Annotated in this window: 13 protein-coding genes; 4 read left to right on the forward strand and 9 right to left on the reverse strand. The window is 70.3% G+C overall.

The genetic code is table 11. From position 1 onward, the window contains the following. Positions 1 to 58 precede the first annotated feature (58 nt). From FJV46_RS09000 to FJV46_RS09030, 7 genes are all read right to left on the reverse strand, one after another. Entirely contained in the window at positions 59 to 2,857 is a 2,799-nt protein-coding gene (locus FJV46_RS09000) for a beta-glucosidase (RefSeq protein WP_087027657.1), read from the reverse strand. Positions 2,858 to 3,158: 301 nt separating this feature from the next. Next, positions 3,159 to 3,941, reverse strand: coding sequence for a hypothetical protein (locus FJV46_RS09005; RefSeq protein WP_087027659.1), 783 nt, complete (start codon positions 3,939 to 3,941; stop codon positions 3,159 to 3,161). A gap of 73 nt (positions 3,942 to 4,014) precedes the next feature. After that, positions 4,015 to 4,434, reverse strand: coding sequence for a GtrA family protein (locus FJV46_RS09010; RefSeq protein ID WP_087027661.1), 420 nt, complete (start codon positions 4,432 to 4,434; stop codon positions 4,015 to 4,017). 194 nt (positions 4,435 to 4,628) lie between these two features. Next, complete coding sequence (locus FJV46_RS09015) at positions 4,629 to 5,258, reverse strand: superoxide dismutase (RefSeq protein ID WP_087027663.1); 630 nt, start codon at positions 5,256 to 5,258, stop codon at positions 4,629 to 4,631. Between the two features lie 52 nt (positions 5,259 to 5,310). After that, the gene (locus tag FJV46_RS09020) at positions 5,311 to 5,835 is read right to left on the reverse strand and encodes a flavin reductase family protein (RefSeq protein WP_087027665.1); all 525 of its coding nucleotides are present in this window, start codon (positions 5,833 to 5,835) and stop codon (positions 5,311 to 5,313) included. A gap of 47 nt (positions 5,836 to 5,882) precedes the next feature. Then, entirely contained in the window at positions 5,883 to 6,323 is a 441-nt protein-coding gene (gene soxR, locus FJV46_RS09025; RefSeq protein ID WP_232008549.1) for a redox-sensitive transcriptional activator SoxR, read from the reverse strand. 25 nt (positions 6,324 to 6,348) lie between these two features. Then, positions 6,349 to 7,206: an SDR family oxidoreductase gene (locus tag FJV46_RS09030; RefSeq protein ID WP_087027667.1), complete on the reverse strand. Its 858-nt coding sequence runs from the start codon at positions 7,204 to 7,206 to the stop codon at positions 6,349 to 6,351. Positions 7,207 to 7,373: 167 nt separating this feature from the next. Here FJV46_RS09030 and FJV46_RS09035 point away from each other — a divergent pair, with 167 nt between their 5' ends. The 3 genes from FJV46_RS09035 to FJV46_RS09045 all read left to right on the forward strand — a co-directional run bounded on the left by FJV46_RS09035 (position 7,374) and on the right by FJV46_RS09045 (position 11,973). Beyond that, positions 7,374 to 8,474, forward strand: coding sequence for a Gfo/Idh/MocA family protein (locus tag FJV46_RS09035; RefSeq protein ID WP_170212729.1), 1,101 nt, complete (start codon positions 7,374 to 7,376; stop codon positions 8,472 to 8,474). Then, entirely contained in the window at positions 8,474 to 9,238 is a 765-nt protein-coding gene (locus FJV46_RS09040; protein WP_087027669.1) for a ThuA domain-containing protein, read from the forward strand. Before FJV46_RS09035 ends, FJV46_RS09040 begins: the two co-directional genes overlap by 1 nt. 233 nt (positions 9,239 to 9,471) lie before the next feature. Next, complete coding sequence (locus FJV46_RS09045; protein ID WP_087027671.1) at positions 9,472 to 11,973, forward strand: sensor domain-containing protein; 2,502 nt, start codon at positions 9,472 to 9,474, stop codon at positions 11,971 to 11,973. Positions 11,974 to 11,993: 20 nt separating this feature from the next. Here FJV46_RS09045 and FJV46_RS09050 read toward each other — a convergent pair whose 3' ends face one another. Next, positions 11,994 to 12,779: a hypothetical protein gene (locus tag FJV46_RS09050; RefSeq protein WP_087027672.1), complete on the reverse strand. Its 786-nt coding sequence runs from the start codon at positions 12,777 to 12,779 to the stop codon at positions 11,994 to 11,996. A 226-nt stretch (positions 12,780 to 13,005) separates the two neighbouring features. Here FJV46_RS09050 and FJV46_RS09055 point away from each other — a divergent pair, with 226 nt between their 5' ends. Next, on the forward strand, positions 13,006 to 14,259 hold the full coding sequence (locus FJV46_RS09055; RefSeq protein ID WP_087027674.1) for an amidohydrolase: 1,254 nt from the start codon (positions 13,006 to 13,008) through the stop codon (positions 14,257 to 14,259). 57 nt (positions 14,260 to 14,316) lie between these two features. On the opposite strand, the gene FJV46_RS09060 is transcribed toward FJV46_RS09055, so the two are convergent. After that, positions 14,317 to 15,321, reverse strand: coding sequence for an acyl-CoA thioesterase (locus tag FJV46_RS09060; protein ID WP_087027676.1), 1,005 nt, complete (start codon positions 15,319 to 15,321; stop codon positions 14,317 to 14,319). Between the last annotated feature and the right edge of the window lie 50 nt (positions 15,322 to 15,371).

The raw sequence follows: 15,371 nt of genomic DNA on the forward strand, positions 1-15,371 counted from the left end.
GCGACACAGGAAGAGCCGGGACGGATGTCCCGGCTCTTCCTGTGTTCCACGAGGGCGATCAGCGGATGGTGACGGTCCCCTTCAGGGTGGCGTCCGCGGAGGACGTCCCGACGTAGACCGGCACGTCACCGGTCGGCGTCACCCAGGCGTCGGTCTCCGAGTCCCAGTAGGAGAAGGCGCGCGGGTCGAGGTCGACCGAGACCTTGGCGGTCTTGCCCGCCGCGATGTCCACCTTCGCGAAACCGGCGAGCTGCCGTGACGGCGTGGCGACCGCCGTCGTCGGGAGCGCACCGACGTAGACCTGCACGGTCTCCTTACCGGCACGGGCGCCGGTGTTGGCGACGTCGACGGTCACCTTGACGTTCGCCGTGCCGCCGTTCTTCACGGGCTTGCCCGAGGAGCTCACCTTGAGCTTCGAGTACCCGAAGTCGGTGTAGCTCAGGCCGTGACCGAAGGAGAACTGCGGGGTGATACCCGCGGCGAGGAACCCGCGGTAACCGATGTTGACGTCGTCGGCGAAGACCGTCGAGCGGTTCAGGCCCGGGAAGAGGGCGGGGTCCGCGGTCGGCGTCGAGGCGTCATCGGTCGCGAACGTCACGGGGAGCTTGCCCGAGGGGTTGACGTCGCCGAAGAGCACGCGGGCGATCGCAGCGCCCTGCTCCTGTCCGCCGTACCAGCCGGCGACGACGGACGGGACACCGCCCAGCCACGGCATGTTCACCGAGCCGGTGGTGTTCAGGACGACGACGGTGCGCGGGTTCGCGGCGGAGACGGCCTCGATGAGGTCGTCCTGCTCGTTGGCCAGGGTCAGCGTGTTCTTGTCGCGGCCTTCGCCCACGTAGTCACGGGCGAAGACGACGGCGACATCCGACGCCTTGGCCGCGGCGACGGCATCGGCCACCGCCGGCGTCACGACGTCCTCGGGGTGCTCCCAGGTCATCACGAGATCGGCAGCGGATTCCTGGTCGGGATCGCTCCCGTTGTTGGCGTACTCGACGCGCAGGTCGTGGGCTTCGCCTGCCTCGAGTTGCAGGGCGAGGCTGGAGTCCGTCCGGACTGCGTGGGGGTCGGAGGCATCGATGACCTCTTCACCGTCGAGGAACAGGCGTGCGGTGCCGAAGCCGGTCAGCGAGAGGGTGTACTCGCCGGTGGCAGGTGCCGTGATGGTGCCGGACCAGCGTGCGGTCAGCGGTCCGCCGAACGGGTAGCCCGGGATCTTCGGCACGTTCGAGCCGTACAGTCCGTCGAGGGCGAGGAACCCGGCACTCATGGCGATCTGGTCCTCGACGCGGGTGACGGTGGGCGTGCCCGCCGTGTCGGCGCCGTTGAACCAGTACTCGGCCGTGATGCCGGTGGCCGTCGGCTGACCCGCGGGAGCGAGTACGGAGGACGGCACGGCTGCTCCGCTGAGGGAGTGGGCCGGGCCCACGGGATCGGTGCCCTCCGCGTAGGTGACCTCGATGCCGTCACCGGCTCGCGCCGTGATGGCGTCCAGCGGCGTGGAGACGTTCGTGGGCTTGACCACCGAGCTGCCGCCTCCGGTCGCGAGGGCGTCGGCTTCCGGGCCGATCACGGCGACCGAGGAGAGGGCGGAGGTGTCGAGCGGCAGTGCCTTCGATGCCGATCCGGCCGCGGCCTGGTTCTTGAGCAGGACGACCGACTGCTCGGACACTTCCTGCGCCACGGCCATGCCTGCCGCCGTGTCGATCGGGGTGACCGCGACCGGGGTGTCGAAGCTGCCGAACTCGAACATGGTGCGCAGGATGCGGTGCACCTTGTCGTCGATGGTGGCCATGCTGACCTCGCCGCGGTTGACGGCGTCGATGAGCGGCTGACCGAAGAACGCTGCGGCGGGGAATTCGACGTCGAGGCCGGCATTGGCGGCGTCGACGGTGCTGTGGTTCGCTGCGTAGTCGGTCTGGATGAAGCCCTTGAAGCCGTAGTCCTCCTTGAGGATCTCGAAGACCTCGGAGCTCTCGCAGGCGTAGACGTTGTTGACCTTGTTGAAGGAGCACATGGCGGAACCGACGCCGGCCTTGATGGCGGCCTCGATGGGCGCGAGGTACACCTCGCGGAGCGCGCGTTCGCTGACCTCGACATTGCCGCCGTTCAGGCGGGACTCTTCCTGCGCGTACGCAGCTGGGTGCTTGACGGTGGCGACGACGTCGTGCGCCTGGACGGCCTCGACCTCGGCAGCGAGGAGCTTCGAGGTCAGGCGGGGATCCTCGCCGAGACTCTCGAACGCGCGGCCCCAGCGGGCGTCGCGGACGAGGTCACCCGTCGGGCCGAGCAGCCCGTTCTGGCCCGAGGCGCGCGTCTCCGCTCCGAGGATGTCGCCGTACTTCGCGGCGAGGTCCGTGTCCCAGGTGGCGCCGAGCGCGAGCGGTGCCGGGAGGGCCGTGGCCATACCGCCGTTGGTCGCCTGGTTCGTGACGCGGACACCGGCTCCGGCATCGGTGAGGAGCAGCGCGGGGATGCCGAGGCGCTCCAGGGGTGCGATGTAGAACGCGGTCTCGCCGCTGAACTCGCCGTGCAGGCGGGACACCTTCTCCTCGAGCGTCATCTGCCCCAGGAGGAGGTCTGCGCGCTCATCGGAGGAGAGCTTGGTGTTCATCCAGGCACCGTCGACGGGAGCGACGGTGGTCTTCCTGCCGGAACCGTTCCGCAGGGCTTTCTCGCGGGCGTCCTGCTGGGCGCCGCGGCCGGCGCCGTTGTTGTTCTCCGAGCGGGAGGGTGAGTCGGTGGGCGGTGCTGCGACGGCCGGGAGGCCCGCGCCGATGGTGACGGCGAGAGCGAGGGCGCTCGACGTGAGGGCGAGGGCCGTGTGGCTCCTGCGCCGGAAGATTTTCGTGGTCAAGAGTGTTCCTCGTGCGTAGTGCGGATGAGATGACCTGATGAGGAGCGGCAGCACTGCGGACGGCACCTGGGCCTCCGTGGACCAGCACTGTTCGTGCGCCACGGCGCGCAGGAAGTAAAACCAGGTCGAACTCAACTCTTGCAGGTGGGGACTTCTCGAATCGGGCTCTGGACTACCCGAAAATCACGGCCGACACTCGACTTCCGTGCGGTACTACGCGGGCCGACGAGGGGATGTGCCGGTGCCGGCCCGGAGGACCAAATGCTCCGGCACGGGCGCCGGATCAGTGGGCGGAACGCCCCTAGTGCGTGCGGCGGGACCGGCGGGGCTGCGCGACGACGGCGATGGCCAGCGCCAGCGCGACGGCCACGAGGCTGAGCACGCCCGCGGCGACGTACCGCACCGCGGTGCCGTTGCTCGTGCCGGCGCTGGCCTCGATCTCCGCGACGGGTCCGGGTGACGACGACGTCGTCGCGGCCGGGGACGGCGTCACCGCGCTGGTGTCGGAACTCGTGTCGATGGACCTCGGACCGGGGATGCCGGTGCCTCCGGAGCCGCGGCTTCCCGCGCCCTGGCCGCCGATACCGGCGCCGTCGACCGCCGGGGCGGCTCCGCCGGCGCCCCTCGCGGGTGCCGGGCCGGCCGGGGACGTCTCCGAGGGTGACGGCGCCGGGGTCGACTCGGCGTCACCGGAGGGGGAGGGCGAGGGCGAGGGCACGGTGTCGCTCGGGGCCGGCTCGGAGTCCGCCTCCGGGGCGGCAGGCGACGCCGACGGGGCGGGCACCGGGCTCGTGGAATCCGACGGTGCGGGTGCGGGGTCGGGTACGACCGGCGGGACTGCGGGGTCGGGTACGACCGGGACGGCAGGATCGACGGGTGGAGTCGGGTCGGTGACCGGCGCCGGGGATTGTACCGGCGGGGCGACCGGTTGCCCCGGGTCCTTCAGCGCCGCGGCGGGCGGGGGCACTGCCGGTCCGCCCGTCCGGAGGGCGGGTTCGGTGGGCTGCGCGACGGCGGCGGCCGCTGTCGGGAGCAGGAGTCCGCCGCTGAGGGCCAGGGCTGTGAGGGCGTGGGAGGCGCGCATGGCGGGGTCTTTTCGGCGGGAAGCAGGGTGGCGACGGATCAGTGCGAAGTAGCCTGACGATCCTCTGGACATCTTACGCGGGGCGGAGGTCTTCGCCCACCCCTCCCGGGCGGAAGACGAAGTACCGGTAGGCGACATAGCGGAAGACGTTCCCGAGAAGCACGCCGACCACATTGGCCGAGATGTTGTTCGCGAGGGGGCTGGTCAGCCCCAGGATGTAGTGCGAGACCACGAGGCAGGCGGCGGCGATCCCGAGGCCCACGAGATTGGTGAGCCCGAACAGGATGGCTTCCTGGTGCTTGGGCCGGCCGCCGAACTGCCGGAAGGTGAGGTAGCGGCTGCCGACCCACGAGACGCCGGTGGCCAGGATCACGGACACCACCTTCGAGGTGATGGGCCCCACCCCGAAACCGGAGGACAGGATGTTGAAGACCGAGATGTCCACGATGAACGCCACGGTGCCGACGGCGGTGAAGGAGCCCAGCCGCCTCATGACTCCGCGCAACGTACCCTCCTGCTCATCGATGACGGTCCAGTCTACGCCGTTGGTTGCGGAGGCAACTATTTGCAGAGCCTCCGGTCTGCAGTATCGCCATCCGGGCCGGGCATCGCGGTGCCGCGCATGAAGGCCCGCCCACCAGCAGGTGGACGGGCCTCGATCAGTGCTGCCGGTGTGCGGCGGTGGTGCTAGTGGCCGGGGGTGATGAGGGTGCTGGCCCCGCTGGTCGCCGCCTGGAAGCGGGACTGGACATCGGCCCAGTTCACCAGCTTCCACCACGCCTTGACGTAGTCGGGCTTCACGTTCACGTAGTCCAGGTAGAAGGCGTGCTCCCACATGTCCAGCATCAGCAGCGGAATGGTCCCCACAGGCACGTTGCCCTGCTGGTCGTAGAGCTGCTCGATCACGATGTTCTTCCCCAGCGGCTCGTACGCCAGCACAGCCCACCCGGAGCCCTGCAGGGACGTCGCCGCCGCCGTGAAGTGGGCCTGGAACGCGTCGAAGGACCCGAACGCATCCGCCAGGGCCGCCGCGAGCTCACCCTCGGGCTTGTCGCCGCCCTCGGGAGACATGTTCTTCCAGAAGATGCTGTGGTTGACCACACCACCCACATGGAACGCGAGGTCCTTGGAGAGCTTCGGGATGGTCGCGAACGACCCCTTCTCCCGGGCCTCGGCGAGCTGCGCCAGGGCGTCATTGGCGCCCTTGACGTAGGTGGCCTGGTGCTTGGAGTGATGCAGCTCCATGATCCGGCCCGAGATGTGCGGCTCCAGGGCCGCGTAGTCGTAGTCAAGATCCGGCAGTACGTATTCGCTCACGTCATCCTCCTGGTGGTGGTGCTGGGTGGTGTTCCGGTGGTCGTGCGATGGATCAGTCCATCAGCGACTGATCATCCAGCCGATGGTAGGAACGGTTGTGGTAGACGAGCGGCGCGATCCCGGCGTCGTCCCCTGCCTGCTCGATGGACAGCACCTCCGCGGCAAGGATCATCGAGCCGCCCACGGGCAGGCGGTGCAGGATGTGGCAGCGCAGCGCCCAGGGGGCCTCCGTCAGCAGCGGTTCGCCGGTGGGCAGGGCATGCCAGGCCGTGGCGGGCCCGAAGCGGTCCGCGCCGCGCGTCGCGAAAAGCCGGGCGATGCCGAGCTGGTCGGCTCCGAGCAGGTGGACGACCAGCGTCCCGGCATCGACCAGGACGGCTGCGGACGCCGACGCCGTCGAGACCGAGAACGCGAGGACCGGTGGATCGGCCGAGACCGAGGTGACCGAGGACGCCGTCAGTCCCACCGGGCCCCCGGCGCCGAGGGCTGTGATGACCGCGATCCCCGCCGGGTGGGCGCGGAAGGCGTCCTTGAAGAGGTCGGCGGTCGGCACCACGTGGTCCATCGAAGCTGTCATATGCTCCACGCTAGAACCTCAACATTGGTTGAGGTCAAATCTGGCGATCACGGCTCGAGGAGGGTTGACGGAACACCCCGGCGCCCGGCGTCGTCGTTCGGGTTGACGAAACCGCAGGTGGCCAGCGACAGGCAACCGCAGCCGATGCAGCCGCCCAGGCGGTCACGCAGATGCTCCAGCTGGGCGATCCTCTGCTCGATCTCCTGCCGCCAGGCCGCCGAGAGCCGCTGCCAGTCCTCCTGGTCGGGAACGCCGTCCGTCGGCAGTTCCCCGAAGGCCGTCGCGACGGTCGCGAGCGGGATCCCTGCGCGCTGGGCCGCCCGGATGACGGCGACGCGGCGGAGGACCGAGCGGTCGTACCGGCGCTGGTTGCCCGACGTGCGCTCGCTACGGATGAGGCCCTGCCGCTCGTAGAAGTGCAGGGCCGAGACCGTCATGCCGCTGCGCGCGGCGAGCTGTCCCACCGTGAGGTCCTGGTCGCTCGGCACGTCGTCCTCCTTCGGGCCGCCGTCGCTACTGCCCGAGCAGCTCGCCGACGTACTGCGTGAGCGGTGTGGTCGGGCGGCCGATGATGCGCGACAGGGTTCCGTCGCTCTCGGCGAGGAGGCCGTCGGAGATGTTCGCGTCGATGGCGGCAACGAACCCCGCCGTGTCCTCGTCGAGTCCGAAGCCCTTGAGCGCGGCCACGTGCTCGTCGGTGGAGACCTGGTTCACCGTGACGTTGTTCCCGTAGACGTCGGCAACGGCCGTCGCGAGCTCGTCGACCGACCACGGTTCATCGCCGCCGAGCTCGAGGATCTCGCCCGCGTACTCGTCGGACAGCAGGACGACGGCGGCGGCCTCGGCGTAGTCGCGCCGCGTGGCGCTGGCCACCCGGCCGCTCCCGGCGCTCGTCAGGATGGTGCCGGTGGCCGTGGCCTGGCGGATGGTGTCGTCGTAGTTCTCCGTGTACCAGTTGTTGCGCAGCACGGTGTAGGTAAGGCCCGAGCCCTCGAGCAGCCCCTCGGTGGCCTTGTGCTCGGGTGCGAGGACGAGCGCCGACGTCGACGCCTTCGGTGCGCTCGTGTAGACGAGCGAGGCACCCACCCTGCGGGCGGCGTCGATCACGGCCTTGTGCTGCACCGACCGCTTGCCCACCTCGCTGCCGGAGATGAGGAGAACCTTCTCGGCGCCGACGAAGGCGTCCTCCAGCGTCGACGGATCCGCGTAGTCGATGTGCGCCGTGCGGACGCCGAGTCCGGCGAGTGCAGCGAGGGCTTCCGCGTTGCGCCCCCCGGCGACGACGGTGGACGGATCGACGCCGCGGGCCAGCAGTTGCTCCACCACCTGACGGCCGAGGTGTCCGGTGGCTCCGGTGATGACGATGCTCATGTGAGTCCTCCTGATCGGGCACCCGTGCGGTGCGTCTACCGGCGGTAACCGGCGGCACGCGAAAACCCTTCCCGGACGTGACCCCGTGGACAGCGGCGCGGCCAGCCGGTAGGACTGCTGGGGGTGCCTCGACAGGGCGCCGAGCCGACGAGCGAAGGACAGCATCAGTGACCGAGCCGCAGAACGAGCACGCAACGAACGGCCGGCGCCGGCTGAAGGTGGGGGTGGTGGGCATCGGCTGGGCCGGCCGCCAGCATCTCGACGCCTATGCGAACAGCGAGGACGTCGAGATCCTCGGCCTGGCCGGGATGGAGCCGGACCTCCTCGCGGAGTTGCAGGCCGAGTACGCGGTGCCGCATGCCGTCGAGCGCTGGGAGGACCTGATCGCACTGGACGGTCTCGACGCCGTCAGCGTCGCCGTCCCGACGTTCCTGCACGCACCGATCACCGTCGCCGCCCTGGCCTGCGGACTCCACGTGCTGAGCGAGAAGCCGATCGCGAGGAACGGCGACGAAGGTCGACTCATGGTCGACGCCGCACGCCAGGCCGGCCGCGTGCTCGACATCGCCTTCAACCACCGCCGCCGCGGGGACATCGCGGCCCTCAAGCGCGTGATCGACGACGGCACCCTCGGCCGCCCCTACTACGCCAAGGCGTCGTGGCTGCGCCGAGCCGGCATCCCGTCCCTCGGCAGCTGGTTCACGAACCGTGACATGGCCGGCGGCGGACCGCTCGCGGACATCGGCGTTCACGTCATCGACTACGCACTCCACCTGCTCGGCGAGCCCAAGGTCCTCTCCGTCACGGCGTCCACCTACTCCGAACTCGGCCCACAGGGCCGCGGCGGTGGAGCGTACGGCCCGCAGGGCGCGGGGTCGGCCTTCGAGGTCGAGGACTTCGCGTCGGCGTTCATCAGGCTCGACGGCGGCGCGACGCTCCTGGTCGAGGCCGGGTGGGCCGCCTACCGCGACGAGGGCGACGTCATGGACTTCCGCGTGTACGGAACCGACGGCGGTGCCGAGCTGAGCCGTGTCGGTTCGCCCGCCGACGCCGTCGAGAGCCTCCACGTCTACACCGAGGACGGCGACCACGACCCGGAGGTCGGCCCGTCGCTGGGCCACCAGGGCGTCGTCGACGACTTCCTCGCCGCCATCCGTGCCGGCGAATCCGAGTGGGGGCGGCACGACGGCTCCGTGGCCCTCGGCCGCGCCCGCATCATCGACGCCTGCTACCTGTCGGCAGCCGAGCACCGGGAGGTCCAGCTCTGATGGAGTTCACCAGTACACCGAGCATCGTCGTGTGGAACGAGGGCGTCCACGAGGCCCGCAACGAGCCCGCCACCATCGGCGAGATGTACCCGCAGGGCATCCACGGCGCCATCGCCGCGTCCCTGGCCGACTACTTCCCGGGTTCGGAGATCTCGACGGCAACCCTGGCCGACCGGGAGCACGGGCTCACGGAGGAGCGGCTCGCCGGCACCGACGTGCTGCTGTGGTGGGGCCACATAGCCCACGGCGAGGTCGAGGACACGGTCGTGGACCGCGTGCAGCGCCACGTGCTCGGCGGCATGGGGCTCGTCGTGCTCCACTCCGGCCACTTCTCGAAGATCCTCACGCGCCTGCTCGGCACCACCTGCTCGCTGAATTGGCGGAACGACGGCGAGCGCGAGCTCGTCTGGACGGTCAAGCCGTCCCATCCGATCGCCGCGGGGATCGAGAGCCCGATCGTCATCCCCGAGCAGGAGATGTACGGCGAGTTGTTCGACATCCCCGAGCCCGACGACCTCATCTTCATCAGTTCCTTCGAGGGCGGGGAGGTCTTCCGCTCCGGGGTGACGTTCTCCCGCGGGAAGGGCCGCATCTTCTACTTCAGTCCCGGCGACCAGGAATACCCCGTGTACCACCACCCGCAGATCCGCCGCGTCCTCGCGAACGGCGTCGACTGGGTGGCGCAGCAGGGAAACGACCGGTCCGCACCGCAGGTGGACAACCCCGCACGAAACTGGTTCCAGGTGCAGGAACAGGACCAGTAGCGGACGCCGCTCCCGAGGCGGGAGAGCAAGCGCGGCATAGCCGTGGTGCCGGCCATTATGCCGCGTCACACGTCCCGTCGACCAGCCCCGCTGCCCAGAAAGTAGTACCCAAGCCCGGTGGGTCCGCGTTAGCGTTCGGCTAACGGCATGACGTCCGACGGCGCCTCCTCGGCGGGGCCACGAGCCGCCGGTCCTTCTGCCTGCCACCGTCCATCGATCCGCGGAGTCGCAGCATGATCAATACCGACCGCAGCGTGTCCGCCCCATCCCTGCCGCCCCAGGCGGCGCCGGAAGCCGACGTGGTCGTGGACCCCGGGTCGGCACCGGCCCTGGAGCGCCGCGCCCTGTTCGAATCGGTGGTCACGTACGCGAACGACGTCGTGCTCGTGACGGAAGCGGAGCCGCTCGACGCCGACGCCGGGGGTCCCAGGGTGTTGTACGTGAACCCGGCGTTCACCCGCATGACGGGGTACGCACCCCACGAGATCATCGGCCGGACCCCGCGCATCCTGCAGTCGTCCGCCACGGATCGCACCGAGCTCGCGCGGCTGCGTGCGGCGCTGCAGGCCTGGGAGCCGGCGGAGGTGGAGTTGCTCAACGTCCGGAAGGACGGTACGGAATTCTGGGTACAGCTCAACATCACCCCCGTGGCGGACGAGACCGGCCACATCACCCACTGGATCGCGATCCAGCGGGATATCACCGTCCGCAAGCGCCGCGAACTCTCCCTCCGCGGAATCCTGGACGGCACCTCGGATCTGCTGGTGGTCCTGAACGAGGGGCGCATCACGGCCGTCAGTTCGGTGTGCCCACGAGTGCTCGGGTTCGAACCCGACGAGTTGCGGGGCAAGCCCTTCATCAACCTCGTGCATCCCACGAGCCGTGCGGCCGTGCAGGCCTTCGTGGTGGATGCCGCGGTGCACAGCGTCGGAGTTGCCCCGACGCTCAGGGCCCGTGTGGGGCACCGCGACGGTACGTGGCGCTGGCTGGATCTCGTGGCCGCGGACCTCGGCGGGAGGGCTGGCGCCGACGTCGTCATCTCCTGCGTGGACGTGACGGACCGTGTCCGGGTCGAGGAGGAACTCGCCGCGACCAACGAACGCTTCCGCAGCGCGTTCGACGACGCCCCGATCGGCATGGCGATGACCTCCCTCTCCGGCCGCTTCCTGCAGGTCAACAACGCACTGTGCGCGCTGCTGGGGCGGTCGGTGGACGAGATGCTCTCCCTGACGGTGCTGGACATCACGCACCCCGAGGACGTGGCGCACACCGAGCGGCAGCGGCAGGCCCTCACGAGGGGCTCGCACGACAGCCACCGCCACGAGACGCGCTTCCTCCACTCCGACGACACCGTGGTGGGTATCCTCCACTCCTCCTCGGTGGTCCGCGATCCACAGGGGGTGCCGACGCTGCTGATCGACCACATCGAGAACATCACGGACCGCCAGGCGTTCGAGGCCCGGCTCCAGCACCAGGCCCTCCACGACACACTGACAGGCTTGCCGAACCGGGCGCTGTTCATGGACCGGCTGGACCGCGCCCTGACCACCGAGGGGCCGGACCGCGTGGCCCTGCTCTTCTGCGACGTGGATCGCTTCAAGACCATCAACGACACCTTCGGGCATCATGCGGGAGACCTCGTCCTCACGTCGATCGCCCAACGCCTGCAGTCCGCGCTCCGGGCCACGGACACGGTGGCGCGCCTCGGCGGCGACGAGCTGATCGTGCTCTGCACGGCTGCAGGGCCCGACGAGGCACAGGCCACCGCGGAACGTCTCCGCGACGCGCTCCGCGAACCCATCGCCGTGAGCGGTGCGCTGATCCCCGTGACCATCTCCATCGGTATCGCGCTCTCCGTCCCTGGACAGAGCACGGCCGAGCAACTCCTCCGCGCCAGCGACGATGCGATGTACGCGGCAAAAGGCTCCGGCAGGAACCAGTACGCCGTCCACGACGAGGTGCACAGCGAGAACGCCCGACGACGGCTGCTGGTGCAGGCGTCGCTGCCGCATGCGATCGACCGGGGGGAATTCCGCCTGCACTACCAGCCGCAGATGGACCTGACCACGGAGGAGCAGGTGGGCAATGAGGCGCTGCTGCGCTGGGACCACCCCGAGCTGGGCGTCCTCAAGCCCGGAGACTTCATCGAGCTGGCCGAGGAGTCGGGGCTCATGCGCGAGCTCGGCCAGTGGGTGCTCGGGCAGGCCATCACCCGTGCGGCTGCGTGCCTCGCCTCGGGTGACGGGATCGGCGTGACGTGGATCAACGCGTCCGCGTCAGAACTGGACAGCGAGGGGTTCGCCGCACGCGTCGAGGACGCCCTCGCGCGGCGGGGCGTCCCCGGCCATCGCCTCGGCATCGAGATCACGGAGAGCGTCGTCATGACCAACCTGACGCGGGCGCACCGCACCCTCAACCGGTTGCGGTCCCTCGGCGTGCAGCTCGCGATCGACGACTTCGGGACCGGGTACTCCTCCCTCTCCTACATCGGGCAGTTCCCCGTGGACATCATCAAGATCGACAGCTCGTTCGTCGCGGGCCTGGACAGCCCGGCGCGCCGCCGGGAGTCCTTCGCGATCGTCACGGCCGTCATCAGCCTCGCGCACTCGCTGGGCATGAAAGTCCTGGCGGAGGGCGTCGAGACCTCCACCCAGGCACTGATCCTCCACGGCCTCGGCTGCGATCAGGGCCAGGGCTACCTGTACGGCAGGCCCCGGGCCCTGACAATCACCTGATCGCCCCGTGGGGCCCGCGATCAGCTCGCAGGACGGAGCGAGGTGATCATGGCCCGGATGTCCTGGTACTCCTCGGTCTCCATGTAGGCGTGCGGCGTGTCGACATGCATCGGCTGGCCGGGGTACACGGCGAAGGGATCGTAGATCCCCGTGAAAGCCGCTCCCGAGGGCGGCCAGCTGAAGAAGTGCGCGATCGGGCAGGCGGTGCCGCCGGTCGGTTCCGGAGCGGAGGTGATCCCGTACACGAGGGTGTTCTGCAGCATCGGGTCGGTCTCGGAGGGGTCCATCCTTCCCTCGAACACGAACCGCGGTGTCCTGGTCTCCTGGGCGAGAGCCGGCAGGGGCTCGGAGTCCAGGAGCGAGTACGGCATCTCCGCCGGGCAGACCGCCCCGGTGACGAGGTTGGTCTGCAGGGTCGCTAGGTCACGGCCGGTGCCGTCGCCGATCACGACGGAGACCCCGCCCTGCGGTGCGCCTGCTGCATCGGTCACGGTCCAGTCCTCCGGGTGGTCGAAGGCGAGGCTGCCGTCCGCCGTCGAGTACGTCGTCCACGCGCCGTCGGCCGACGGATCAGCCGCGCCGGACGGACCGGAGGAAGGCTGCGGGGCGGGCGTCGCGGACCCGGCGGGTGTCGGCGCGGCTGTCGGCTCGGGGGCAGCCGACGACGTCGTCGTCACGGGCTGCGCATCCGGTGTCTCCTGGTCCGAGCCGGGGGAATCGGAGCCTGCACCGCCGCAGGACGAGAGGGTGAGGGCGAGGGCCAGCGCCCCCGAGGACATCAGCGCGGATCCGGCTGAACGACCCATGATTACTCCTTCGTAGAATGGGTGGATCGCTCCATGGTCACGCTCCGCGCACGGACTGCACAGGAGCGCAACCGAACTGTGGCCTGATGCCCGGAATCGTTGCCGATCCGTGCATGGCCCGTGACCTCACGGCAATGCGCGGACGGCATCAGGCGCTCGTCGGGGCCTGCTGTCCCGAGGTGCGCCCGGCTGGTCCGGACAGGAGCCGGGTGCGTAGGGTCGGGTGATGCAGCCCGACGCGATCATCGCCCTCCGCCGCCAGCTCCACTCCCACGCCGAGCCCGGCTTCCTCGAGTACCGCACAGCGTGGGTCATCCTCGGGACGCTCCGTTCGCTGGGGGTGCCGGCCACCACCGGCGCGGACGCCATCGACGTCACACGCATCGCCCTCCCGCCGACGGACGCCGAACAGGAGGCGTGGGCGCGGCGCGCTGTCGAGTCGGGCGCACCGGCCGACGACGTCGCCTGGTTCCGGGAGCACGGCACGGCGATCATCGCGGAACTCGAGGGAAACCGGCCAGGACCCACGTGGGGCCTGCGCGTGGACATCGACGCCCTGCCCGTCGACGAGGAGACGGCGGAGGACCACCGTCCTGTTGCCGGCGGTTTCCGCTCCACCACGCCCTACATGCACGCCTGCGGGCATGACGCGCACGCTGCGATCGGCCTCGCGCTCGCGGACCGGCTCCGCGACGGGGACTTCGCTGGGCGCGTGCGCATCATGTTCCAGCCTGCGGAGGAAGGCGTGCGCGGCGCGCAACCCATGATCGATGCCGGGGTGGCCCGCGGGGTCGACCGCATGCTCGCGGTGCATCTCGGCGGCGACCTGCCGACCGGCACCGTGGTGGGCGGAGTCACGGATGCGATGGCCACCACCAAGTGGACTGCGCGCTTCGAGGGTGAGGCCGCGCACGCGGCCGCGGCCCCGGAGAAGGGCCGGCACGCCCTGGCGGCCGCGGCGCAGGCCACGCTCGCGATCCTCGGCCTGACCCGCTTCGCGGCGGCGGACACCCGCGTCAACGTCGGTACCTTCCACGCGGACGGCAGCGCGAACATCATCCCCGCGCTCGCCACCATCACGTACGAGACGCGGTCGACGTCGAACGATGTCCTGGCGGATCTGAACGGCCGCGCCCGGGCCGCCGTCCAGGGTGCGGCGCAGATGTACGGGGTCACGGCCGAGACGACGGCGTACGGTCGGGCCGCGGTGTCCCAGCCCGACGACGTCCTGCTGGACGAGCTGGCGCGTGCCGTGGCCGCGGTTCCCGCGGTGACCGCCTTCACCCCGAAGGGCGCCTCGGGCGGAGGGAGCGACGACGCGCACCTGCTCATCCGGGCCGTGCAGGAGGCGGGCGGTCTCGGGACCTACGTGTTCGTCGGCGCCTCGAACCCTGCTCCCCACCACCACCGCCGGTTCGATCTCGACGAGGACGCCCTGGTGATCGCCGTCGACCTCCTCGAGCGGCTCTTCAGGGGCTGAGGGGTCTCAGCAGAGGGCTGCCACACGCCCTGGGCCGCGGCTCCTCGGGTGATGACCCTACCGGCTGTCGCCCGCCCCGGGGCGCAGGTGGGTCGGCAGGACGCTCCCCGGTGCCCTGCTGCGGATGAGCAGCAGATTCCGGGCGTGCTCGTGCAGCCGGCGGTCCTCCTCCGAGGCCGGCACCCACGAGGGGACGGGCACGGCCGTGCCGTCGTCGTCGCGCGCCACCATGACCGTGAGGCACGTGGTGGTGAGCTCCATCTCGCGTGACCGCGGGCTCCCGGAGCGTACGTGGACCGCCACGTGCATGCCCTTCTGCCCCGTGTAGACGAGGCGGGCCTCCACCTCGACGACGTCGCCGATGCGCAGCGGCTTGAGGAACCGCACCCCGCCCGAGAAGACAGCGACGGTGTCGCGCCCGCAGTAGCGCGTGGAGCAGACGTACGCCGCTTCGTCGATCCAGTCCATGACCGTTCCGCCGTGCACCTTGCCGCCCCAGTTGACGTCGGTGGGGGCGGCCAGGAACCGGAGGACGGTCCGCTCGGCGGTGCCGGCATCGCTGTACTCCTGGCGGCGCATCTCCTCGACGATCTCCCGGCGGACGCCGATCCGGGCCACCGCATGCTCGCTGTCGAGCCTTTCGGCGTCCGTCCGCGGCTCGAAGGCGGGCACGGGGACGGGCCGGCCGTCGGGACCCACCGCTACGAAGATGACGAGGCACTCGCTGCGTTTGCCGCCGTCGTCCTCGGAGACCGAGCGGGAGGACACCGTGGTGCGGATGTGCATGGAGGACGTGCCGGTGTGCACGATCGTCGCCTCGACCTCCACGAGGTCCCCGATCACCACGGGGTCCGCGAAATGGATGTTCCCGACATACGCCGTGACGCAATAGGCCCTGGCCCAGCCGACGGCGGCGGCATAGGCGGCCTTGTCCACCCATTCGAGGACCGTGCCGGCGTCCACCGACCCGCTGTGCCCGAGGTCGGTGGGCGAGGCGAGGAAGCGGAGGGTGACCGAGTTCTGTGCCGCGGTCGCGAGGTCGTGGGAGGGAGGTGCGCTCATTCCCCAGTATCCCCACACAGACGGTGGAACCGATAGGTACCCCCTGTCGT

Source organism: Arthrobacter agilis, assembly GCF_006494655.1.
Lineage (GTDB): Bacteria > Actinomycetota > Actinomycetes > Actinomycetales > Micrococcaceae > Arthrobacter_D > Arthrobacter_D agilis.

Excerpts from the sequence above, each read along its gene's own strand:
- FJV46_RS09005 (WP_087027659.1), bottom strand. The coding sequence starts at position 3,941 with ATGCGCGCCTCCCACGCCCTCACAGCCCTGGCCCTCAGCGGCGGACTC.
- FJV46_RS09010 (WP_087027661.1), bottom strand. The coding sequence starts at position 4,434 with ATGAGGCGGCTGGGCTCCTTCACCGCCGTCGGCACCGTGGCGTTCATC.
- FJV46_RS09020 (WP_087027665.1), bottom strand. The coding sequence starts at position 5,835 with ATGACAGCTTCGATGGACCACGTGGTGCCGACCGCCGACCTCTTCAAG.
- FJV46_RS09030 (WP_087027667.1), bottom strand. The coding sequence starts at position 7,206 with ATGAGCATCGTCATCACCGGAGCCACCGGACACCTCGGCCGTCAGGTG.
- FJV46_RS09040 (WP_087027669.1), top strand. The coding sequence starts at position 8,474 with ATGGAGTTCACCAGTACACCGAGCATCGTCGTGTGGAACGAGGGCGTC.
- FJV46_RS09045 (WP_087027671.1), top strand. The coding sequence starts at position 9,472 with ATGATCAATACCGACCGCAGCGTGTCCGCCCCATCCCTGCCGCCCCAG.
- FJV46_RS09050 (WP_087027672.1), bottom strand. The coding sequence starts at position 12,779 with ATGGGTCGTTCAGCCGGATCCGCGCTGATGTCCTCGGGGGCGCTGGCC.
- FJV46_RS09055 (WP_087027674.1), top strand. The coding sequence starts at position 13,006 with ATGCAGCCCGACGCGATCATCGCCCTCCGCCGCCAGCTCCACTCCCAC.
- FJV46_RS09060 (WP_087027676.1), bottom strand. The coding sequence starts at position 15,321 with ATGAGCGCACCTCCCTCCCACGACCTCGCGACCGCGGCACAGAACTCG.